This window comes from Paenibacillus sp. NPDC058071 (genome assembly GCF_042885235.1).
GTDB lineage: Bacteria > Bacillota > Bacilli > Paenibacillales > Paenibacillaceae > Pristimantibacillus.
The window spans coordinates 1-24,228 of record NZ_JBHVSK010000005.1; the positions used below are offsets into that span (position 1 = coordinate 1).

At 45.5% G+C, this 24,228-nt stretch carries 18 protein-coding genes and 1 pseudogene; 12 read left to right on the top strand and 7 right to left on the bottom strand.

The features are described from left to right. Positions 1-106: 106 nt before the first annotated feature. The 4 genes and pseudogenes from ACFVTB_RS09805 to ACFVTB_RS09820 form a co-directional block, all read left to right on the top strand. A pseudogene (locus tag ACFVTB_RS09805) lies at positions 107-376 on the top strand (DUF4145 domain-containing protein); the annotation flags it as partial. 17 nt (positions 377-393) lie between these two features. Further along, a complete protein-coding gene (locus tag ACFVTB_RS09810; RefSeq protein WP_387747948.1) occupies positions 394-1,110 on the top strand; it encodes a DUF2971 domain-containing protein in 717 nt (238 codons plus the stop codon). A gap of 938 nt (positions 1,111-2,048) precedes the next feature. Further along, positions 2,049-7,685 carry an S-layer homology domain-containing protein gene (locus ACFVTB_RS09815; RefSeq protein WP_387747950.1) on the top strand — a complete coding sequence of 1,879 codons (5,637 nt, stop codon included), beginning with the start codon at positions 2,049-2,051 and terminating at the stop codon, positions 7,683-7,685. A gap of 395 nt (positions 7,686-8,080) precedes the next feature. Beyond that, positions 8,081-9,388 (top strand): TQXA domain-containing protein, encoded by a 1,308-nt coding sequence (locus ACFVTB_RS09820; protein WP_387747952.1) that lies wholly within the window; start codon positions 8,081-8,083, stop codon positions 9,386-9,388. Positions 9,389-9,453: 65 nt separating this feature from the next. Here the strand turns inward: ACFVTB_RS09820 and ACFVTB_RS09825 are convergent, their stop codons facing one another. Both ACFVTB_RS09825 and ACFVTB_RS09830 read right to left on the bottom strand, forming a co-directional pair. After that, positions 9,454-10,467 carry a DUF4179 domain-containing protein gene (locus tag ACFVTB_RS09825; RefSeq protein ID WP_387747954.1) on the bottom strand — a complete coding sequence of 338 codons (1,014 nt, stop codon included), beginning with the start codon at positions 10,465-10,467 and terminating at the stop codon, positions 9,454-9,456. Further along, positions 10,433-10,957 carry an RNA polymerase sigma factor gene (locus tag ACFVTB_RS09830; protein ID WP_387747956.1) on the bottom strand — a complete coding sequence of 175 codons (525 nt, stop codon included), beginning with the start codon at positions 10,955-10,957 and terminating at the stop codon, positions 10,433-10,435. The genes ACFVTB_RS09825 and ACFVTB_RS09830 overlap by 35 nt, the downstream gene beginning before the upstream one ends. A 244-nt stretch (positions 10,958-11,201) precedes the next feature. Between ACFVTB_RS09830 and ACFVTB_RS09835 the strand changes: the two genes are divergently transcribed. Beyond that, positions 11,202-12,164: a tRNA dihydrouridine synthase gene (locus ACFVTB_RS09835; protein ID WP_387748569.1), complete on the top strand. Its 963-nt coding sequence runs from the start codon at positions 11,202-11,204 to the stop codon at positions 12,162-12,164. A gap of 158 nt (positions 12,165-12,322) precedes the next feature. Here ACFVTB_RS09835 and ACFVTB_RS09840 read toward each other — a convergent pair whose 3' ends face one another. After that, positions 12,323-13,045, bottom strand: coding sequence for a RibD family protein (locus ACFVTB_RS09840; protein WP_387747958.1), 723 nt, complete (start codon positions 13,043-13,045; stop codon positions 12,323-12,325). A gap of 23 nt (positions 13,046-13,068) precedes the next feature. Then, the gene (locus ACFVTB_RS09845) at positions 13,069-13,716 is read right to left on the bottom strand and encodes a TetR/AcrR family transcriptional regulator (RefSeq protein ID WP_387747960.1); all 648 of its coding nucleotides are present in this window, start codon (positions 13,714-13,716) and stop codon (positions 13,069-13,071) included. 207 nt (positions 13,717-13,923) lie between these two features. Here ACFVTB_RS09845 and ACFVTB_RS09850 point away from each other — a divergent pair, with 207 nt between their 5' ends. After that, positions 13,924-14,322 (top strand): hypothetical protein, encoded by a 399-nt coding sequence (locus ACFVTB_RS09850; protein WP_387747962.1) that lies wholly within the window; start codon positions 13,924-13,926, stop codon positions 14,320-14,322. 442 nt (positions 14,323-14,764) lie between these two features. On the opposite strand, the gene ACFVTB_RS09855 is transcribed toward ACFVTB_RS09850, so the two are convergent. The 3 genes from ACFVTB_RS09855 to ACFVTB_RS09865 all read right to left on the bottom strand — a co-directional run bounded on the left by ACFVTB_RS09855 (position 14,765) and on the right by ACFVTB_RS09865 (position 16,928). Then, positions 14,765-15,844 (bottom strand): saccharopine dehydrogenase, encoded by a 1,080-nt coding sequence (locus ACFVTB_RS09855; protein ID WP_387747964.1) that lies wholly within the window; start codon positions 15,842-15,844, stop codon positions 14,765-14,767. 95 nt (positions 15,845-15,939) lie between these two features. Further along, positions 15,940-16,260, bottom strand: coding sequence for an ArsR/SmtB family transcription factor (locus ACFVTB_RS09860; RefSeq protein WP_387747966.1), 321 nt, complete (start codon positions 16,258-16,260; stop codon positions 15,940-15,942). Between the two features lie 110 nt (positions 16,261-16,370). After that, a complete protein-coding gene (locus ACFVTB_RS09865; protein WP_387747968.1) occupies positions 16,371-16,928 on the bottom strand; it encodes a TetR/AcrR family transcriptional regulator in 558 nt (185 codons plus the stop codon). 159 nt (positions 16,929-17,087) lie between these two features. Between ACFVTB_RS09865 and ACFVTB_RS09870 the strand changes: the two genes are divergently transcribed. The 6 genes from ACFVTB_RS09870 to ACFVTB_RS09895 all read left to right on the top strand — a co-directional run bounded on the left by ACFVTB_RS09870 (position 17,088) and on the right by ACFVTB_RS09895 (position 24,215). Next, a complete protein-coding gene (locus tag ACFVTB_RS09870; RefSeq protein ID WP_387747970.1) occupies positions 17,088-18,077 on the top strand; it encodes an SDR family NAD(P)-dependent oxidoreductase in 990 nt (329 codons plus the stop codon). A gap of 192 nt (positions 18,078-18,269) precedes the next feature. Beyond that, positions 18,270-19,418, top strand: a complete 1,149-nt coding sequence (locus ACFVTB_RS09875) for a P1 family peptidase (protein WP_387747972.1) — start codon at positions 18,270-18,272, stop codon at positions 19,416-19,418. A gap of 657 nt (positions 19,419-20,075) precedes the next feature. Then, on the top strand, positions 20,076-21,350 hold the full coding sequence (locus ACFVTB_RS09880; RefSeq protein ID WP_387747974.1) for an ABC transporter substrate-binding protein: 1,275 nt from the start codon (positions 20,076-20,078) through the stop codon (positions 21,348-21,350). A gap of 77 nt (positions 21,351-21,427) precedes the next feature. Continuing rightward, positions 21,428-22,312, top strand: coding sequence for a carbohydrate ABC transporter permease (locus ACFVTB_RS09885; RefSeq protein ID WP_387747976.1), 885 nt, complete (start codon positions 21,428-21,430; stop codon positions 22,310-22,312). 20 nt (positions 22,313-22,332) lie between these two features. After that, a complete protein-coding gene (locus ACFVTB_RS09890) occupies positions 22,333-23,160 on the top strand; it encodes a carbohydrate ABC transporter permease (protein ID WP_387747978.1) in 828 nt (275 codons plus the stop codon). A 29-nt stretch (positions 23,161-23,189) separates the two neighbouring features. Further along, complete coding sequence (locus ACFVTB_RS09895) at positions 23,190-24,215, top strand: LacI family DNA-binding transcriptional regulator (RefSeq protein WP_387747980.1); 1,026 nt, start codon at positions 23,190-23,192, stop codon at positions 24,213-24,215. Positions 24,216-24,228 lie beyond the last annotated feature (13 nt).

Consider the following 24,228-nt stretch of genomic DNA (forward strand, 5'->3'; position numbering starts at 1 on the left):
TTGTTGTTTTGGCATTGTAGAGATCCGCTCCTTGGCATAATAGGTCTATTCTACAAGCCCTTATTTTTATTGTCCAACTAAGTGTAGCCGATCCAGAGCGGTTGAGGGTATCTGTAAGGATTTTGGTACCACTAGTAAAAATATTTCTGGCGGACTTAGAGAATTGTTAGAGCGTGAGATTATCGATAAGAGAATTTACGAATGGGGAAATGCCCTTCGAATTCATCGGAATATCGGAGCACATGCTTCCGATGTGACACTTAACAAAGTCGATGCTTCTGATCTTCTAGATTTTGCAATAGCAATTTGTGATTATGTGTACGTTCTAAGGAATAAGTTTGAAAGTTTTATGAAGAGAAGGGCTTGCGAAGAATGAAGTGTAGGAGGACGTTTATGCGACAGGCTATAAGACTAGGGAATGAAGTTGAAGGTGACTTACCTGTCTTTCGTTATCAGACACTATCACAATTCATGACTTTAATTGAAAAAAGTGAGATGTATCTTTCAAGAATAACAACATGGGATGATAAATGGGAAGCTCCGTTTGATCAATTACCAACCGTAAATGATGATGGCACATTCAGATACGCAAGTTATAATTCAAGACAAGATCTCTTTGGTCAATGCTGGACTAGTAATGGAGAATCAGATGCTCTTTGGAGAATATACTCGCCCAATAAAGAGGGAGTTATGATAGGGACAACAGCGAAGAAGTTTTTGGATTTAAAAGGCATTCATAATGGACTCTTTGGGAAGGTTGCTTATAGCGATTTTAAAGAGATTACGGAATTTCCCCAAGGAATGCTAGATCAAGCTTTAGTTAAAAGAAAAGCGTATGAACATGAAAATGAGTATCGCTTAGTGACGGTCTTTCAAGAACCAGAATTCGCTAACATCAATTACGTCAATATCAGTGTAGAACTAAATGATTTCATAGAAAGTGTAACAATTGATCCCAGAGCTAGTAAGTGGTTTGTAGAAATGGTTGAATGTTACTGTAAACGTGCCAACCTAAATGCACCTGTTGTTCAATCAGATTTATACTCTGCAAATGTATTTGACTCATTAAAGATTGTCAAGCGCTGGGTTGAGGTCTCCAAGCAAGATTAAGGGTACATCTAATGGGAATGTGGTGATCACATTCATTATCACGAACCATAGATTATCAGCGGAAATTCAAGGACACAGAAAAACATACCGAAGTCCGAAAACCTAAATGGGAGTAAGCCTTTGGACACTTCGGTACACAGTAGGAAACCGTGCTAACAACACTTTCAGCGATGAGGTCAGGGGTTCAGTCCGCCCGGACGGAGTGGATGAAATACAACATGAACGACTTCGAACGAAGGAGCACAGCGTCTGAATCAACCGCTAAAAGTCCTTGTTGAGTTGGCTTTGTCAGCTATAATCAAGATACGGACATCCCCTAGACTCCAGAAAAGAAAGTCGATTTTTTAAATCGACTTTTTCCGAATCCTAGGAATCAGTTTCATTTACATTTTGATTGAGGGACCTGATCATTTGGACAATAGTGACCATTAGCGTCATTTATTCGAAGTTCTGGCATTCTTACAGACATTAGTGTCCATAAGCTTGTGAATTATCAAAGAAAAGCGTGAAATTTTCTTCTAACGGTCATGTTTGACCACTTGATAGGTGCGATAACGCTGCTGGCCATTGTAAACAATTACAACACTCTTTTTCACACGCTTGCCTTAAAATACGTCTAGCCTGTCTAGTGCATTGATTTAGGTGCAAGGCAAGTTCATCGGTGAAAAAAGGTCGAATGACATCACGCGCAAACCTTGGAGCCAATGCTTCAATCCAGCTGAGCGCATGATTTGTTGACATACACCAATAAAGGACAAAGCATTTGCTTGATAACCTCTGGTTCTTCCTTGATCGACAAGTATGCAACAGGCAGGAAATACAAACTAAACGAAGAGCCCTCGGAATCGACCACGATTCCAGGGCTCTTCTATGTTTACCATTTGTTTATTGCCGTTTTGCATAATTAACCTGATTTTGTCGAAAAGGGGACGAGAGCTGTGAAGCATCGAAGTAAAGCAAAAACATGGTTAAGAAAACTGTACATATTGAGCATGGCGTTTTTTATTGCTTGTACGTGTATTGCAGTAACCCCAGTATATGCTGCTGAGACATGGAGTCAATTTGGCCGGACTGGGCCGGTCGTCAACTCAAACCTGGGAGGGTTTTCCACTCCTAAAGGAGTGGCGGTAGACAGCAGCGGGAATGTGTATGTGGCCGATACTTCCAACCATCGCATACAGAAGCTGACCCTATCGACGAATACATGGAGCGAGTGGAAAAAGATCGGCGGCAGCACTGGGAACGGCTTGGGTGAGTTTAATGGTCCAAGTGCAGTGGCGGTAGACAGCAGCGGGAATGTGTACGTGGCCGATTCTGGCAACCATCGCATACAGAAGCTAACCCTATCGACGAATACATGGAGCGAGTGGAAAAAGACCAGCCCCGGCGCAGCCAATGGGCTCGGTTTGGGCGAGTTTAATAATCCACGAGGAGTGGCGGTAGACAATAGCGGGAATGTGTACGTGGCCGACAGTAACAACCATCGCATACAGAAGCTGACCCTATCGACGAATACATGGAGCGAGTGGAAAAAGAGCAGTGCCGGAGCAGTTCCCGGAAATGGCTTGGGCGAGTTTAATTTTCCAAATGGCGTGGCGGTAGACAGCAGCGGGAACGTGTATGTCGGAGACACTAACAACCATCGCATACAGAAGCTGAACAAATCGACGAATACATGGAGCGAGTGGATAAAGAGCGGAACTGGCGCAGGAACCAGCTTGGGTGAATTTAACAATCCAAGAGGAATGGCGGTAGACGGCAGCGGGAATGTGTATGTGGCCGATACTTCCAACAATCGCGTTCAGAAGCTGACAGTATCGACGAATACATGGAGCGAGTGGGTGAAGATCGGCGGCAGCGCAGGAAACGGCTTGGGCGAGTTTACTAGTCCTAATGGAGTGGCAGTAGACAGCAGTGGGAATGTGTATGCGGTCGATGACATTCATCGCATTCAGAAGCGGAGTGCAGCCAACAATTCATGGATTCAGTTGGGTGTAACAGGGCCTGTTAACGGGAGTAATCCGGGCGAGTTTACTTTTCCAAGAGCAGTGGCGGCAGATAGCAGCGGGAACGTGTACGTGGCTGATACTAACAACCATCGCATACAGAAGCTGACCCTATCGACGAATACATGGAGCGAGTGGAAAAAGGCCGGCGGCGGTGCAGGAAACGGTTTGGGCGAGTTTAGTAGTCCATATGGAGTGGCGGTAGACAGCAACGGAAACGTGTATGTGGCCGATACTGGCAATCACCGCATACAGAAGCTGGACATATCGACGAATACATGGAGCGAGTGGAAAAAGGCCGGCGGCGGTGCAGGGAACGGCTTGGGCGAGTTTAGCGCTCCGTATGGAGTGGCGGTAGACAGCAGCGGGAACGTGTATGTGGCTGATGCCGGCAACCATCGCATACAGAAGCTAACCCTATCAACGAATACATGGAGCGAGTGGAAAAAGAGTGGCGGTGGAATAGGAAGCAACTTGGGCGAGTTTAGCAGTCCAAATGGAGTGGCGGTAGACAGCAGCGGGAACGTGTATGTGGCAGATACTGGAAATCATCGCATACAGAAGCTGACCCTATCAACGAATACATGGAGCGAATGGAAGAAGAGCGGCGGCGGATTAGGAAGCGGCTTGGGCGAGTTTAGTAATCCATATGGAGTGGCGGTAGACGGCAGCGGGAACGTGTATGTGGCCGATACTTCCAACCATCGCATACAGAAGCTGACCCTATCCACGAATACATGGAGCGAGTGGAAAAAGAGCGGCGGCGGATTAGGAAACGGGTTGGGTGAGTTTAGCAGTCCATATAAAGTGGCAGTAGATAATAGCGGAAACGTGTATGTAGCCGACTCTTCCAACCATCGCATACAGAAGCTGGAAATAGCTGCATCTTCGATCACTGACTTTGCAAGCACAGCGAAGTCGAGTACAATGGCAACGTTCAACTGGACAGCAGCAAGTGGAGCGACGGGGATGATCATCGAACAGTCCCCAGCGGGAACGAACACGTGGACAACGGCGACGACCGGCGTGATTGCGACCAATGCGACGACCGCTTTGGTAATGGGATTGAGCCCGACCACTGCGTATGATTTCCGGTTAGTGGTTACCGGTGGGGCGAACGCAGGCAACTCGAACACGATAAGCGTCACGACCGATGCCGCACAAACGTACACGATTGCAGACATTGCGGATCAGACGGCAACGGCATTGACGGCAGGTTACGGATCGGGCACTCAGGAAACGAAAACGGTCACGATTACGAAAACCGGCACTGGAGATTTGACCCAAGTAGCCGCAGCGTTAAGCGGAACAAATGCGTCTGACTTTGTCATCACACAGCCGGGAGCGACGACACTGAACAGCGCGATCACCTCGACGACGTTTACGGTGAAAGCAAAGGATGGTCTGGCAGCAGGAACGTACATCGCATCTGTGACGGTATCGGCGGACAACATGACGAACGTGACATTTACGGTTACACAGACGGTTAATCCGGCGCCCGTGGCACCGTCGATCACAAGTCAGCCGGACAACAAGACAGTGACAGCGGGTCAGACTGCAACGTTCAGTGTAACTGCCAGCGGCGACGCGCCGCTTAGCTACCAGTGGAAGAAAGACGGTAATGCGCTGTTAGACGGCGGTAACATAAGCGGAGCAACAACGGCGACCTTGAGCATCACTAACGCGCAATCCAGCGATGCGGGCAGCTATACCGTCGTGGTCACCAATACAGCAGGAAATGCAACAAGCAACGCCGCAGCCTTGACGGTCAATCCGGCGCCCGTGGCACCGTCGATCACAAGTCAGCCGGACAACAAGACAGTGACAGTGGGGCAGACTGCAACGTTCAGTGTAACCGCCAGCGGCGACGCGCCGCTTAACTACCAATGGAAGAAAGACGGTAATGCACTGATAGACGGCGGTAACATCAGTGGAGCAACAACGGCGACGCTAGGCATAACTAATGCGCAACCGAGCGATGCGGGCAACTATACCGTCGTGATCACCAATGCGGCAGGGGACGTGACAAGCAATGCGGCCACCCTAACGGTGAATACGCTGACCAATGCGGCAACGCCGAGCATCGGCACACAGCCAGCGGACCAAACGGTGAATGTCGGTGGAAGCGCGCCTTTGAGCGTAACGGCATCGGTGAGTGACGGTGGAACGGTGAGCTACCAATGGTACAGCAATACAATCCATAGCAACAGCGGTGGAACGCTGATCAACGGTGCCACAACCGCGACGTATAACGTACCGACAACTATGGCAGGAACGACGTACTACTATGTTGTGGTAACGAACACAAACACCAGCGTAAATGGAGCGAAGACGGCTACGGTTGTTAGCAGCGCAGCCAAGGTGGCGGTGAACGTTACGCCTACGTATACAATTGCTGCAATAGCCAATCAAATAGCGTCGCCGCTTACTCAAGGTTACGCCTCGGGTACGCAAGAAACGAAAACAATTCATATAACGAAAACCGGCACCGGCAATTTGACGAATCTCGCTATAGCTTTGAGCGGGAGCCAGACAAATGATTTTGTCGTGACGCAGCCGGAAGCGACGACTCTGGACAGCGGAATCCCGTCGACGACGTTTACGGTGAAAGTAAAGGACGGCTTGCCAGCAGGCACTTATACGGCAACAGTCACAGTTACGGCAGACCACATGACGGCTGTAACCTTTACCGTAACGCAGGCGGTAAACTTGCCTAATGTGCCTGCGAATCCGCAAAACCTTGTAGCTGCCGGAGGAGATCGTCAGGTTACACTTAACTGGAATACGGTGCCTGGAGCGTCCTACTACAACCTGTATATGTCAACGACTTCGGGCCAATTTAGCAACGATTCAGTTGCGACAGTGAGTAATTCCACTTACAATGTTCAAAATCTAACGAACGGAACGGCCTACTACTTTATAGTGAAAGCAGGCAACCCGGGAGGTTTGAGTGCGGAATCCAACCAGGTCAGCGCAACTCCTGCAACTATTCCGGCAGCGCCAACGAATGTGACGGCGGTTGCTGGAAACGGACAAGCGACCATTTCTTTTACAGCTCCAACTGATAACGGCGGAAGTGCGGTTATGGAGTATGAGGTAACGATTTCACCAGGAAATACGGTCGTAATCGGCATGGCGAGCCCGATTACCATTACTGGCTTAACCAACGGTAGGAGCTATACCTTTACAGTGAAGGCGATCAATGGTGCGGGAAGCAGCGTCTCTTCTGTCCCGTCTAATGCTATCACCCCTGCAGCGCCATCCAGCGGCGCCGAACCAGCAGCTCCTGCTAGACCGGACACCGGGGAAGCAGTAGATACCGGAGTGGATGTTCGCGTCAACGATAAAGTGAAGAATGCGGCAACAGCAACGACAACTAAACAAAACGATAAAACCGTAATCACCATTACAGTTGACCAAACAAAACTGGATGACATGCTCGCGCTGGAAGGACAACACTCGGTCGTGGCGATTCAGGTTAATAGGAAGTCTGATGTAGTCGTAAGTGAATTGAACGGTCAAATGATTAAAAACATGGAGAACAAGCAGTCGGTCTTAGAGATCAAAACCGACCAGGCAACATATACGCTGCCGGCGCATCAGATCAACATTGATGCCATTGCCAATCAAATCGGCAGATCTGCAGCCCTGAAGGACATTAGGGTACAGATCGAAATCGCGACACCTGCAGCGAATACATTGAAAGTTATTGAAAACGAGGCAGCCAAAGGAACATTTACACTGGTCGCGCCGGCAATCGATTTTACGGTCAAAGCCACTTACGAAGGTGCAACGGTCCACGTATCGAAGTTCAACACTTATGTAGAACGAACCATTGCGATTCCAGATGGCGCCGATCCGAACAAGATTACAACAGGTGTTGTTGTTGAATCTGACGGATCGATTCGCCACGTTCCAACCAAGGTGGTTGTAATCGATGGCAAGCATTACGCAAAAATCAACAGCCTGACCAACAGTACGTACTCGGTTGTTTGGCACCCGCTTGAGTTTAAGGATATGACCCATCATTGGGCGAAAGCAGCGGTGAACGACATGGGATCGCGGATGGTCATCAATGGTACGGGAAACGGCATGTTTAGCCCTGACCGAGACATGACTCGCGCTGAGCTTGCAGGGATTATCGTTCGCGGATTAGGACTTAAGCCGGAAAACGGAACGTCACCGTTCTCGGACGTCAACTCATCAGATTGGTACAGCAGCTCGATTAATACAGCCTATGCCTACCATCTGATCAACGGGTTTGAAGACGGAACGTTCCGTCCGAACGATAACGTGACGAGAGAACAGGCCATGGTCATGATCGCCAAAGCGATGACGATCACCGGGTTGAAAGCGAAGCTTTCTAATCAACTGACAGGTGAAATCTTACAACCGTACACAGATGCGGTGGATGCATCCACTTGGGCGCTAAGCAGCATGGCAGACTGTATTCAAGCGGGTATCGTATCGGGAAGAAACGGCGCTGAATTGGCTCCAAAAGAGCTTATTACGAGAGCCGAAGTAGCAGCAATTGTACAAAGACTGCTGCAAAAATCGGAATTGATATAATTCCGTTTTACGTCCTGCGACAAGAGTAAAAGGCTATACTGCAACAGTAGAGAAAGCTGCTGCGGTATAGCTTTATTTTTGTATAACCATTTTGCTTGTCCGGAACAACTCCTACTTCATTCCCAAATTCACCAGATTCCTAATAAAATCATTCGAAAAATGAAATCAAAAACCGATATAAGTAAGAGCAGAACACTTCCAAGAAATGTTCTTAGAACAACTAAGATGACAGAAGGGTAAGATTTCAGATGAAAAAGACACAAGTGATATTAGTCGCATTACTGCTCCTCCTGCTAAGTTCTACCTCATTTCAGTTTGTCCAAGCAGCCCCTCCAGTTGATGAAAAGTTTGAGGTCGTAGATCATTGGTTTCCTAATGTGCGAATGTACCCTATTATGGTTTTAGCTGAATATAATAACGGAGTTTATGAACGTAGGCCGAACGGAGCAGGTCTTCCTGACGGCATTTTAGCTTATTGCTTTGATAGGTCGAGAGAATTTCCACTTACGCAATATCTTTCCGGTTATCGTACCGGTGAAGAGTTCTATTCACCGCTTAAAGAAATGAACAACTACCCTATTAAAGGAAAGGTGATTAATGGGGATATGTTAAGAGCGGTACTGCTCAATGGTTTTCCGACAAAAAGTGTGGCAGACTTACAAACGGCCACTGGTATTACAGGTTTGGACGAAGACATGGCTCTTTGGGCTACACAATATGCCATTTGGCATTACACGAATGGAGCCAGCTTGGCTGACTGGCACAACCAGCATTATCCGCCAACACCAGCGGGAGAGGATCTGTTTAATTACTACATCAATTTAGATCCTATAGGGCCAACGTATACAGAAACGGATGTGGAGGTATTTGATCAGCAATTATCATTTGATGCAAATGATAACCTTGTTGTATCGGCATCTTATAAAGCAACAGAAAAGAACTATGATGGAACTGTCATTCTACCATCAGTCCAGCTTGATAGTGCTACGGAGGCTAGATATCCAAATGCGACTGTAGTTGAATCAACATACACCAATGCAAAGACGATCACGATTACAGTCGCTAACGGTGATTATGATGATACGGCTTCGGATGTAGAAATTGGACTCCAATTTATGCTGCGTCAATCTGTCAACGACGTGTTCATCACTTCGTCAGTGAGATATGTCAACGACACTCAAGATTTAGGTGCGGTCGCAGTCAAAGTATTGGATGTGCAAAGAAATGTACAATTGAACTTTAATATTTCCGTGCCGACAACGCCGACGCCGACAACGCCGACGCCGACAACGCCGACGCCGACAACGCCGACGCCGACAACGCCGACGCCGACAACACCGACGTCGCCGACAACACCAGCGCCGACGGCAACACCGACGCCGACGGCAACACCGACGCCGACGGCAACACCGACAACGCCGACGCCGACGGCAACACCGACACCGACGACAACACCGACGCCGACGGCAACATCAACACCGACGACAACACCGACGCCGACGGCAACACCAACACCGACGACAACACCGACGCCGACGGCAACACCAACGCCGACACCGACGTCAACGCCGACAACAACGTCAGTACCAACACTTCCTAAAACCGGTGAGGGAAGCAACGTTTCATTTTATGTTGTAGGAGCGGTATTCATAGTCATCGCTTTGTGGCTATTAAGAAAAAGAGGTAGCGGGGGCAGAGCTTAAATAAGAGATGCGCTTTGAAAAAAATGGCCGAAAGCTGCTCGAAAGAGGGCTTTCGGCCGTTCTAATTACTTCGATACAGGTATCGTTACATTCCCAATCGAGATGCTTTCCACATCTTCAGGACTTATGATTTGGTCAAATTTGTAATAGAGGTGATTGCCTCGGGCTTCGGTGGGACTTGCGACATTAACGTAAGAAAATGATTGGCCTCGGCTCATATAATTAAAGCTCAGTTGACTGCCGTCTTTGAATTTCACGATCGGCGCGAGTCTGGTCAATACATCGCTGCCCTCTACGAGAATATAAATGGATAGTGCAGATACTTCAATCTTTGTAACACTGTTTTTACTTCTTTTATTTATACTAACGGGTGTGTTGGGTTCAAGCTTAATGCTTTGCGTATCATCAATCATCAAATCCCACGTTAAACTCCATTCCCCTTCTATAAGCGGAACTCTTTTTAGATCTATATACTCCCCTTTTTTATCATAAATCTTCTGATGCAGAGTCAAATTTTCAAATTGCAAGGTAGCGGTGCTATTGCCGTTCAGGACGGTTTGACGCTTATGAAATAATCCTGTGCGTGTATGTTTATCCTGCTTCAAAATGGTTGATCCGCCTCCCATGACCAGTTTTTTAGCTTCAGGCATCAGAGCAAAATATTCTCCTTCCCAGCCGATGTCGTCATTCAGATCAATGGTTTCGGGCACAGTCATTTCATACAGCACGTAAACATTTTGAGAATCCACAATCGTTTGTTTTACCGTTACGGTTACACCGTTTTTTGTCACAGTTGCTTCAGGTGTGCTTACAATACCGTTCATTGCTTTCATTTGATCTTCCGATGGCTTGAAATACTGAATGAATAGTTCGTTCCAATTCAATGTTGACGCAAATGCGGCTGTACTGAAAAGAAGAAAAGCAGCCACGACCGCAGCAAGCACGGAAACTTTTTTAGTCGTTTTTTTCATGTGAACTTCTTCTGCTTGATAGGTTTTTATTCTAGTATACATGTTTCGCATCTGCTTCTCGGTTGGAGTGATTTCATTGAAAAAAGAGGTTAGTTCGTTTAGATTCATTTAATTTTTCCTCCTCCAACAAGATTCTCAATTTCTTGCGGGCTGTACGCATATGCGTACGAACAGTTGCGTGATTAAGACAAAGGATATCGGAGATTTCCAGAGTGGAATAACCTTCATAATAGTATAAATAGATAGGCAGCTTATACTTACTATTCAAGCTCATAACCTTCTCCCACACATCGCTATTGGAGAACTTTTGTATGTACCCATGCTGTTCAACCTGTTTCAGGTTATCTCTTTGTAACCAACGCCACCAACTCTTTAATGCATCTTTGCAAGTATTTTTCGTCGTAATAATTAACCACGCTTTAATATGCTCATCGTCCTCAAACCTGCCTTGATATTTTAGCAGCTTGAAAAAGACAGTTTGGGTAGCATCCTCGGCTTCAACGACATTTTTTAAAAACATAAATGCGATTCGATACACCATTGATGCATATTTGTTGAAAACCTCAGCTAGCTCATCATCCTTACTATTTAAAGACATGCGAATTTTTTCACCTCCAAGATTGAATATATATATTGAACACGATTGAGTAGTTGAAAATGTTTTAATTTAAATTATATAGTAGAAGTGTCGATGCACAATTTTGGATTTGAGCTTGGGTTGTTGAATTGAAAAAATAGATTAAAATATAAATAGCGCTGTATTTATATCGAGAGGATTTGAGTAAGTAGTGATTAACAATTTTTGGCGTGATTTACCTCGACCATTTTTTATACTTGCACCAATGGAGGATGTGACGGATGTTGTTTTTCGTCATGTAGTAAGCCAAGCAGGTAAACCCGATGTATTTTTTACGGAGTTTACGAACACGGAGAGCTATTGCCATCCTGAGGGGACTTATGGTGTACGGGGACGCTTAACATTCACCGAAGACGAACAACCAATCGTTGCACATATTTGGGGGGATAAGCCTCAATATTTTAAGGAAATGAGCATTGGAATGGCTAAGCTTGGCTTCAAAGGCGTGGATATCAATATGGGTTGCCCTGTGCACAATGTTGCTACGAAAGGCAAGGGAAGCGGCCTTATTCTGCATCCAGATCTTGCAGCAGATATTATTCAAGCAGCAAAAGCGGGAGGATTGCCGGTCAGTGTGAAAACTAGGCTTGGCTACAACAATATTGAGGAATGGCGGGATTGGTTAACGCATATTTTGCAGCAAAATATTGCTAACCTGTCTATTCATCTCCGTACAAGAAAGGAAATGAGCCTGGTTGATGCACACTGGGAGCTCATTCCGGAAATTAAGGAGCTGCGTGATCGAATAGCGCCAGATACCCTTTTGACAATCAATGGAGATATTCCTGATCGACAAACGGGCTTAAAGCTTGCTGAGCAATATGGTGTGGACGGGATCATGATTGGGAGAGGCATTTTCCACAATCCTTTTGCCTTTGAACAAGAGCCGAGGGAGCATAGCAGTGACGAATTACTTGATCTATTAAGATTGCATCTTGATCTTCATGATAAATATGCAGCAGAATTAACGCAGCGGCCTTTCAAAGCGCTGTTACGATTTTTCAAGATATATGTCAAAGGATTTCGCGGGGCAAGTGAACTGCGAAATCTATTGATGAGCACGAAGTCAACGGCTGAAGTGCGTGAACTTCTTAAGACTTTTGAAAAGAACGTTGATGCTGTGATTGAAGAGTATAAAAATGAAGAACCAGATCATATAACGAATTAAGTAAAGAAGTGCTACGGGGAGAATCCGTTAGCGGTAGGGAATGAAGCAATAGCTTACGCAGCTATACAGCAAACAAAAGGAGTACATCGCCATGGGGGGATGTACTCCTTTTGCATTTTGATTAGGAGTGTCGAGACTAACAAACTCACTAGAGCGTTTTACTGCTTCAACCGATAGTGCAGCAACAGCCCGCTATTTGCAAGGGGTTCTGCTTTTTCTAAAGTAAACTCGACTCCAGGCTGAAAAGGATTGTCGCCATAAGCAAATAACGGAACAGATTGCTGCGTGCCTTCTACCAACGGCATGAGTATCAAGCTTAATTCATCCACCAAGCCGGCACTTAAAAATGAACCGTTGATATACCCGCCGCCTTCGAGTAAAAATTCGGTTATTCTAAAATGCTGACTGATTTTATCAAGCGCTAACTTCAAATCCAACTGCTTGCTTTTCCCTGCAAAAATATAAGAAACACCGATGGCCCGAAGATGTGCTAAATAACGGTTGCTTACCTCTTCGCTTAACACAGTGATGATATGTTCTCCGCTGCGATCTTCATAATCGTCCCCAATTGTTGCTTGTTCCCAGCCTAGCTTGCCAGACGGATCGATGGCTATCGCATAGGCACCGGCCTCGGTGTCTGCAATAAAATCCTCACGGGGGATATCCGTATCCGGATACTTAGACAAATCGACTTGGTTACCGTATGTGACTTGTTCTTCAAAGGTAACACGACCGCAAATCCATGCTTTATAGTTGAATTTCTGGTGAAGGTTTTCATACTCTTCTCCAAAAAAGTGCGTAGTTGGCGTGTCGAAGTTTTTTCCATTTACTTTTCCATCCAATGAAGTTGCCATGTGACATAGTACTTTGTATGGTCTCATTTCATTTATCTCCTGCCTATATTTTAAATTTGCTGTGATATCTTCTGAACATAATAGGGGATTAGCCTCTGTATTTCAGTTTCATCGATGGTGTCTAACAAATGTCCTTTAAACAACTGATGTTTCTTTAAATTGTAGTAATTAAATAACGCCTGCTTCAAAGTCATATCGTATTGGACAGAGAAAGCAGGATCAATAATGCGACGCAGCATGACTTCATCTTGCATCATAAACAGCGTAGCATCTATTTCATTGAATACTCCATCCTTGATTCCAGAATGAATAAAGGCTTCCAGCTTATTGGCTCGATTACGATAAATTTCTAAAATCCGTTCATACAATTCAGGATGCAGTTTTTTCAAATCGTTTATGAAAATGTCGGAAATGTATATGGCTGCTGTTAGTGATGCCTCAAAGATTTTAATAAAACGGCTTGGATAATCTAACTCATGATCCAGGACGATTTTATCTCCCTCATCAAAATAACTAATATACTCATCAACAATAGTGCCAATTAGTTCGTCTTTGGTTGAAAAATATTTGTATAAAGTAGCCTTGCTAATTTCCATATAGGCGGCTACATTATCCATTTTCAATTGACTAATTCCTGTTTTCTTAATGACCGGAATGATTAATTGCACATATCGTTTTATATTTTCTTCTCTTTTCATTTAAAACTTCCTTTGTACTTTAGTGGGTACAGCGTACCACACGGAGACGAAATATGCAAAAAATACTCTATTAACTTTAAACACGAAGTAAACTAAAAATACAAAATCAGTATAGTTTATTTGACTTTTATTTTTCTGTTGCTATAATTAGCCATACAGATTTAACCAATACAACACTTTTGCGACGTAACAGGAAGGATGAGCAGCATGAATGAATTTGATGATAAATTACCGGTAACAACTACCTACTGGAAAGAAAAAGAGATTTTTTATGTTAAACATACAAGCTTTCGGGTGACAATGGAGGAAGCCAACGCCATTGCGGAATTGCTGAAACTATCTGTGAGGGATGAAGATACAGAGGCAATTGTAATAGACAATCGCGAAGCCAATGGAGTTTGGACGCAAGAGGTTAACAAGATTTGGGATGACGTATTTGCGGAAGTTAAAGATAGAAAACCAAAGAAATATGTAACATTAACAAACAGTCCTGTAGGTGCAATGCAAATTAATCGGATTTCTAGAAGCAACGGCACTGAACATTTGGTTAAAGCCTTTTTCAATTATGCTGCTGGCGACGTTGAGGCATTTATTGCGGCAGAATAGAGGGGAGGCTTTCCGGATCAACCTTAAAATCAGTGCATGACTATAAGTGAGTGGAAGCGCTGCGGGTCAGAGGGTTCTTCCGATCGCCATTAAAGCCTGATTCCTTTATTTTATTGAGGTTTGCAGTAGGAATCTGGCTTTAGAAGCGAGCACTGTCGTTTCTCCAGAATCCCTCTGCCCCTCCGCTTACTCACCTTTTCCGTCAAGTACTGATTTTGATGTAGAACCGGCTTTCCTCAGGGTTTGATGGAAATAAGGACAATGAAGGGCCAAAAAGCTCCTGCATTTCTGACAGGAGCTCCGGCTGCGAGCCTTTTATGCATTCAAATAACATCAATAAGCGAGTCAGAGCGTGCCTAATCTCATTGGCTCGACCAACACCTTCAACCAAAACGGCAGAAATGCCGTTTTTTTGTTGATTTTGTGACTCAGGTTTTAAATCTTACTGAGATATAAGAACCCCGTATTGTTTAAAAAAGTTGAAGATTTCAGATCTGTCCATCCTTGCATTGGGCAGGTCTTCCGGATAATAAATACCCGGGGCCAACGGCTCGTCCTCTGGCATTCGCAGTAGCTTTTCAGCTTGGACAGCAGCTCCCAAGGCGGTGAGATGGGTCTGGCCAAGCGGATCAGAAATCCCCATTCTCCGTTCAATCCAGCGTCCATTAGAGTCACGGCCTTTTAGATGAATAAGCAAGTGATGGGCGCTGCCAGTGCCCGGATTGTAGAGCAGGCTTCGTCTAAGGGAACGGAATCGATCCCCGCTGATCATCTTCCATATTCCGCTCTTGACCAGTCCAACAAGCGCGTAGGTGGAAGCTTTATTGTCGAAGGAAATGCGGAAACTGGCTGTGTCGATATGGCCTGGCTTGAGCAGGGTCATATGATCCGGGGTATCAAGCCGATAGCATTTTGTTGCGTATCCGTTTGGGAATTGCACTTTTACCGGATCGGTCATCGGAAATACAAGGCGACTTCCTGTCGGTTCCGTTATATGGAATGGGATGGACATACGATCCATGTACGCTGCGGAATCCGGTCCTGCTTTATCCCGCAGAGAGTAAAGTGCATGAATATCGACGGAGACATTCTGAAGGTTGGTTGAATTCAGCATCGCGAATAGGGAAGCAGTTCCTGCCATCCATCCAGATGACAGAACGACAGGAGCGTGAAGCTTCGTGTTCTTTAATTTGGCGATTGATTGTTCGAACACTTCTGTCCAGCGCGTGAGGTCGATGAGTGGAATTCTTCTTCTAACGGCAGACTGAAGCAGCCGATCCTGTAGATCGTTGACGGCGTTAATAATCAGTGACACGTGGTCGCCTGCATAAAGCAGCGGATCTTCCGCATTATTATCAACAACAACAGTTTGGACCCGTTTAGACTCGAAGGGTACTGCTTTTCCAGGTGACCTTCCTCCTAGTGCAATATCCAGATCGGCATACCGATCGTGTAAGATTTGAGCGATCTGTCTGCCTACTTCGCCGTATCCCCCTACAATAAGAACCTTTTTTCTGCTCATAAAAATAAACCTCCGTCTAAATGTTTAAATGTTTAAGTTTTTCGACATAAAGCTGATAAAAATAGGAATGACATGTGCTGGCCAATTTGATGGCACTAGTACTGGCATTCCTCTTCAACGAAATGGACAAGCTTTTTCATAAGCGCTATCACTTCGTTAAACTCAAGACTGTAGAACATTTCCGTACCCTTCTTCTGAACCTTTATTAGTCCTGCTTGCCGTAAAATTTTCAGATGATGAGAGACGGTAGGCCGGGACATGGGAATATGCTCTGCGATCTGCGTCACATTCATATTCTCTTTATCGATCAACAGCGAGATGATCTGCTGACGAATAGGGTCTCCCAAGCCTTGAAAATAGGGGCTTAGCTGCTCAAAAATATGAATAGCCTTCTGATTGCCAGCAAATTCGCTCATGGCTCACTCCGTTAAAATGTTTAATTGTTTAAACGTACTATAATGCATTTCGTAAAATAATTCAATACGTTAATATGGCGCGATTCGTCACCCTGACTCGGAATCCTTCGTTACGGCGCCAGGATGACTTCTACTAATTGCTCAATTAATTGCTGCAGCTCACTCGAATTTTTCGCTACGATTTTGAACCCGCGCAATGCGCTTGTTAGGAGGTAAGCCAACTGATGCGGATCGAGCCCTTCACGTTTTTCATGACGCTCGAAGTGTTCTTGAATGAGTGCAGCCAATATCAGTTCGAATTTCTGATAGCTCAAGTCTAACGCTTCGCGGGCAAATTCATAGGAGCTGTCCGTAATTTCCCTAATTTCCGCTGAATACAGCGCCTGGTCGAAAATATTGATCGCCCAAACCTCAAAAGCATAAAAGATTTTTTCCTTAGGTGTGCCGCTCTGCGGCAGCCCTTTTTGTATTTCCTCTATAAGGTTGTCCCCATTGAAAAGTATCGCTGAGTTAAAAATCTCCTCTTTGCTTTTGAAAAACAAGTAAAGACCAGCCCGTGAAATTCCAGCAGCCTGAGAAATATCATTCATCGAAACACGCTTATATCCGTACTTGTAAAACACCTCTAGCGCGGTCGAGATAATGTGAAGCCTCTTTTGGTCATCCATCCAACACTGCTCCAGTCGTGATTGTTTGTCATTTTATTATATAGACACTTTACAATAACTGTCCACTCGTATAGTATTATATACAGATAGACATAAATCATATTTTGTCTAACAATCCAAATGCGTCATATTTGAACATAAAAGGAGAACACTACAACCATGACTACAGAGCAAAAACCGCTGCATACAGGTTTCGGATTTCATACTACTGCACAGGAAGCTTTAGCTGGACGCGATCTCCACGGGAAAATTGCCATTGTAACAGGCGGCCACGGCGGGATAGGACTTGAAACGACAAGAGTACTCTCGAAAGCCGGAGCTACAGTTATTGTGGGAGCCCGTAATGTGGAGCAGGCACAGCAGAATGTAAGTCAGTTTAATAACGTAGAAGTTATTCCATTAGATCTTTCTGATCCATTATCCATTGATGCGTTTGCTGCTGAATTTCTAAAGTCCGATCGTCAGCTTGATATTCTCATTAACAATGCCGGTGTTACAGCACCGCCTGAAATTAAAGATTTCCGCGGTTATGACACTCAGCTGGCAACCAATTATTTGGGTCACTTCCAATTGACCGTCAAACTTTGGGATGCATTGAAAAAGTCGGGTAACGCTCGAGTAGTATCGCTTTCCTCCATCGGTCATATGGATGGTCAGGTCGATTTGAGCGATCTTAACTTTAATACAAGGCCTTATAACACAGACATTTCATACGGACAATCGAAAACGGCATGCTCGCTGTTTGCGATTGAACTGGATAAACGGGGCAAGGAGCATGGCATCCGGGCGTTTGCTGTCCATCCTGGAGGCATACTGACAGGCTTGACCCGCCATTTATCGGATGAAGTACTCGCACTTTGGGGCGTTCATCGTGATGCTGCAGGCAATTTCATTACGCCTGAAGGCTTTAAAACCGTTGAAGAAGGTGCAGCGACAACGATCTTGTGCGCAGCGAATCCAATGCTAGAAGGAAAAGGCGGCGTATACTGCGAAGACGGTGATATAGCGGAGTTGGTTCCTGATGATTACAGTGAGCGTAGAGGCGTTCGCAGTTGGGCAATTGATCCAGCGCTTGCAGAGTCGCTGTGGGAACAAACGGAAGAGCTGCTTAACATCCCTCACGGAACAATTCCTCAAGCTTCGAACTAATCATAGGTAGTTAACAAGGTACTCGGCCCCTTCACATCGAAGGAGCTGAGTACCTTTTTTTGTGGCACGACATGAATGCACTGATTTTATCAGAGCATAATTGCCATCCCAAACATACTATTTATAGGTGAACGTCATTAGACGGGGATTGAAGCAAGCTGTACAATTCTCGATGAAATCGGAGTTGAAATCATGGATAGAAAAAAAACGAATTCAGCGATTTACCGAGGAAATGGAGTACCTAAAAAATACAATAATATTTTTATCAATAATGAGAAGCATCCCGAGAAGACAATAGATCGAGACGATTACAGCATACTTAATCATCCCATTGGGCCAAGTGCCAACCGTTTGATTGGGCAGGGAACAAAGGTACATGCCAAAGGGAGTATTACCGATGTTCCGGGTGTCTTAGTGGGGCACGCAGAGGATAAAAGCGGTCGTACCGGTTGTACGGTTATTTTGTATCCTAAAGGCGCTGTTCCTGGCGTAGATGTCAGAGGCGGTTATCCAGGTACGGAGCAGACGGATGCTATTAAGCCCGGAACATCAACGGACCTCATACAGGGAGTTCTTCTTACAGGCGGCAGCAACTTCGGTCTTGCGGCAACAGCAGGGGTCGTGAACTGGCTTGCAGAGCATGGGTATGGCACCCCGACAGATGTTGGACCGCTCCCTACCGTGCCAGCGGCTGTTATTTTTGATCTCTACTATGCAAAAGACTCCCGCAGACCTGATGCACAGCTGGGCTACAAGGCAGCACAAGCTGCGAAAGCTGGTCCCGTAGCGCAAGGCAGTGTTGGTGCTGGAGCGGGCGCCACGGTAGGGAAAATCTATGGTACGCCGATGAAGGGCGGAGTTGGCACCGCCTCTTGGAAAATTCCAGGCGGGCCAATAGTAGCGGCTCTTGTAGTCGTCAATGCCCTTGGGGATATTTGGGATTATGATCGTATTATAGCCGGGGCGCTTGGTCCGGATGGTAAATTCGTTAATCAAACGAGGGCCATTCTTGAAGGAATCCCGCCAATGCCGGTCTCGAGCCGGAGCCCAAGCACAACCATCGCTGTTATCGCAACCACTGCCAAGCTAGACAAAGCTGAGGCAGGGAGGGTGGCGACACTTGCTCATGACGGAATGGCCCGGGCGATTTCCCCGGTGCATATTCAAAGTGACGGAGACACTATCTTCTGCTTAGCCACCGGAACCGATAATAGCGGACTTATCGGCAACACTGCTGTGACCGCAGTCGGCACCGTAGCAGCGGTAGTACTCGAGCAGGCCATCGTCAGGGGAGTAATGGCAGCCCAGGCAGAAATGAAACATCAACAAAATACGAGATGAAATCAGTGCTTGACTTGAAGGGAGGGGAAGCGCTGCGGGTCAGAGGGTTCTTCCGATCGTCATTAAAGCCTAAAAGAGCGACCACTATCGTTTCTCCAGAATTCTTCTGCCCATTCGCTCCTCTCCTTTTCATTCAAGCTCTGATTTTGAGTTTAATCCCAATATATCCACCAGACACATCTATTTAACATGCCAAATCATGGCGTGTTTTTTTGGTGCTACATGGAGATCATCAACAGGCAAAAATTTTTTAATAAAAAGCCTCTTGTCAAAAGCAAATGGGGGCGTATATAATGATCACAAGATGAAAGCGGTTTACATGGCAGCGTTTGCAGCCAATATGGTAACGATTCCAGACATCCCCGAATAGTGCATACAAGTTTCACACAACAAGTTCTGCTTCTCGTATGTAACTATGAAAGGGATAAGTCAGTCACGAATATGGTACCGATTTCAGATCGATCCGACAACCATTTCTGGTATCGATACCATATAAGTAAATTCAAATATGGTATCGATACCAGATAACCGCTCGATGAATGCTGTATGGCAATAGGAGGTGATGCAAAAGATAAATAAATGTACGCGAAGCAATTGATGGAATGGGAAATCAACAAGGTAAGCCAATGATCGTTTACGAATAGGGGGAAATTCTCAATGAAAATCAAAAGCTACTCCAGTATTTTGGTGGCACTCTGCCTCGCACTTGTCATTTCCGCTTGCGGTCAAAGCACTCCTAAAACAGATAACGAAAATAAAGGCGGGAATGAAAAAATTACGCTGAAGCTTTGGTACTGGAACGGCGCTTTCTCTGATGCCTCGCTGCAAGCGGCAAAAGAAAAGTTCCCAAATATCAATATTGAAGCGGAAAAGCTTCCATCCGGCGATGACTATCTGACAAAGCTGAGAACGACGCTTGCCGGCGGCGGCTCTGGCCCAGATATCGTAGCGATGGACAGCTGGATCTCCTCCATGCTTCAGTACAAGGATCAATTCGTGAACTTGTATGACCAAGGGGCTCACGATATTGAATCCCAATACTTGGATTGGAAATGGAAGATGGGCGCAGATCAGGAGAACAACTATTTAATTGGGCTTCCGCTTGACGTAGCGCCGGTCGTTCTGTTCTACCGTACCGATTTGTTCAAGCAAGCAGGTGTGCCAAGCACACCGCAAGAAATTCATGACCAAGTGAAAGACTGGGATGACTACTTTGCGCTGCTGAAAAAAGTAAAAGACGCAACGGGCAGCCAAACAGGCAACATTGCGGACATTTTCAGATCGATTATCGGTCAAGGCGAAGAAACCTTCTTTACGAAAGACGGAAAATACATCGGCGATCAAGGAAATGTAAAACGCGCTTGGGATCTTTCCGTGAAAGCTTATCAAGAAGGACTGACCTTCCCGTTCACAAGCGATACAGAGAAAAATGCAGCGATGAATGCAAACAAAATCAACTCCCTGAACGGCGCTTCCTGGGTCGTAGGAGATTTGATCAGCGCAGCTCCAGATACGAAAGGCAAATGGGGAATTGCTTACCCGCCGGGCGGAGTTGGCAACCAAGGCGGTTCCTTCTTGGGCGCATTGAAGCATACGAAGCATCCGAAAGAAGCTTATGAAGTCATCAAGTTTTTGGTAAGCCCTGATAATCTGGTTCAAGCTTATAAAGAGTTTGGCAACTACCCATCTACTCCAGAGACTTACAGCAAGCCGGAAATGGCAAGCAAGCATGAATTTTTCGGCGGACAAGACTTGAATGAAGTATTTAGCGAAGCGGCTAAGGATGTAAAAATTGCTCCTGCCCATCCGCAAGACATTATGGTTTTGAATACGATTGTTGAAAGCTTGACGAACGTCGACACCATGAAAAAAGATCCTAAGGTAGCTTGGGATGAAGCTCAAACTAAAGTGAATCGTCAGCTTTCGCGTTAATCGCATCGCATGGCTTAATCAAACACAGGGAAAGCGTCGCAGCTTTCCCTGTACATCCTACTAGTGGAGGAGTAAACATGGGAGCACTCTTAAAGGAGATCTATAAAAGCAGAACGTTGTATCTGTTTATTTCTCCGTTTTACATCTTGTTTTTATGCTTTTCCGTATTCCCGATTTTCTTTTCCATGTACTTGGCTGTCCATAGCTGGGATGGAATCGGGGAAATGAAGTATGTCGGTTTATCGAATTTCGTTTATATGTTTAACGACCCGGTTTTCTGGAAGGCGCTCCAAAACAATGTCGTGCTATGGCTGCTCAGTAACGGTCCAATGCTAATCATTTCATTGGCAATCGCCTTTATTATCAATTTGCAAATCGTGAAATACAAAAGCTTTTTCCGGATCGCCTTTTTCTTGCCCAACATTACGGCAATGGTAGCGGTCGTTATCATTTTTCAATCGTTTTTCGGCAATGAATTTGGTTTGATGAACTTTTTGCTGACAGAGCTCGGTCTGAATAAGATCGCTTGGTTTAACTCGGAGCTGGGTGTACAAACGGTTATCGCCCTTATGATCGGCTGGCGGTACATGGGCTACAACGCCATTATTTATTTGTCCGGCTTGCAGAAAATTCCTAAGGATTATTACGAGGCAGCGGAGCTCGATGGCGCAAGCCTGTTCCAGCAATTCACGAAAATTACGCTTCCTGTTCTTAGGCCGATCATTTTGTTTACGATCATGATGTCGACCATCGGCGGATTCCAAATCTTCACGGAGCCTCAAGTATTGGCGGGCAATCAAGCGCCGTATCCAGGCTCAGACACCGTTGTTCTGTACTTGTTCCGCGAAGGCTTTAAATATCAGCATTTCGGTTATGCCGCATCCGTGTCGTGGATTTTGTTTATCATTATCGGTCTCTTGTCGTTGATTAACTGGAAGTTCTTTAACAAGTCGGAGGATTAGTAAAAAGAGGTGAACAGCACATGAGTGTTGAAATTTTATCGAAGAAAATATTTTTTTATGCGCTGCTGCTAGTTGGTGTTATTATTTCTGTGTTTCCGTTTTATTGGCTTATCGTCATGTCGACGAACGAAACCAGTGCAATGTTCGCCTTCCCTCCCAAGCTGACCTTCGGCAGTTACTTTTGGGATAACTACAACAACGTTATGCAGAACATGGATTTTTACAGGGCTTTTTTGAATACCGTATTTGTGGCAGTTGTGAGCACGACCCTTCAATTGTTTTTCAACTCGCTTACGGGTTTTACTTTTGCTAAATTCAAATTTCCTGGTTCAAAGATTCTGTTTTATATTATGATTGGTACAATGATTCTTCCGAGTCAAATGCTTTTAGTGCCGCAATTCATTATTATGAGAAATTTGGGCTGGCTTGGAAGCTATGTAGCCTTGATTATCCCGAGCATCGCAACAGCGTTCGGTATTTTCTGGATTAGACAATACGCATTAGCGATCTACGATGACTTGCTTGAGGCTGCTAGAATTGATGGATGCAATAAGTTCCGACTATATTGGCACGTAGCGTTGCCGGTACTGCGTCCTGCACTAGCCTTCTTGGCGATTACGACCTTCGTAGGGGTATGGGAAGATTATTTATGGCCTCTGATCGTATTGACGGATTCATCGAAATTTACCATGGTGCTTGCTCTTCAGCAGCTGAAGGCTGCTCATACATCGGATTACTCAATGGTAATGACAGGTACAATGCTTGCTACCATTCCATTGATTGCATTTTTCTTAATCGTAAGCCGTCAGTTCATTGCAGGAGTTATGGAAGGGGCGGTTAAAAGCTAAAAACGTTATGCGGAAGGTAGGATATTGAGATGGCGCCGAAAATTAAGGATGTTGCTAAACATGCAGGTGTTTCTGTTACGACGGTTTCAAGAGTGCTGAACGGTGAAAAGTATGTGAAGGACGACTTGAAGGCGAGAGTTAAAAAGGCGATAGATGAGCTTGGCTATTCGCCTAGCCATATCGCTCGCAGCTTAGTTCGCAACAAAACCAATTTGATCGGGGTTATCGTACCGGATATAACGTCAAGCTTTTATTCTTCCATTCTGGGGAGCATTGAACAGTCTACGAATTTAAATGATTACAACCTTATCGTGGGCAATATCGCAGAGGATGAAGACAAGGAATATAAGTATTTGCAAGTATTCAAGGAAATGCGCGTAGAAGGTATCATTATTATGCACGAAAAGCTGAATGATGAGACGCGCGAGCTGATTGGCAAGCTGGGAGTTCCCGTTATCTTTTCTAGCGTAAAGCCGGTTGAGCAGCCCTTTATTTCCGTCATTATCGATGACTTTCATGCGGCTTATGATGCGGCCTGTCATTTGATTGAGCTGGGGCATAAGCGGATTGCCTTTATAGGCGGCGATATGAGGGACGTAACTTCGGGTCAAAACCGTTATATCGGTTATATTCAAGCTCTAAAGGATCATGGCATCGAGGTTGCCAAGGAATATATTCACTTTGGGGATTATAAAACGCCTAGCGGCTATGAGATTATGAAGCAGCTGCTTGCATGCGCAGAACGGCCAACCGCTGTGTTCGCGGTCAGCGACGATATGGCGGTCGGAGCGATGAACTGTATTCATGACCACGGTTTAAGCGTACCGGATGATCTATCGGTAATGGGCTTTGACGGCAGCCAATTGACCGAATTGGTTCGTCCGCGATTGACGTCGATGGAGCAGCCGATTCAGGAAATGGGCAAAGAAACGGTCAATGTTCTATTAAAGCTCATTTCAGGCGAGCAGAGCGTCGCCAATTCTGATGTGATTCTGAAGCATAAGCTGGTCGTGCGTGAAAGCTGCAAGCCGAATGGAGAGCAATCACAGATATAATTGCGGACTGGAA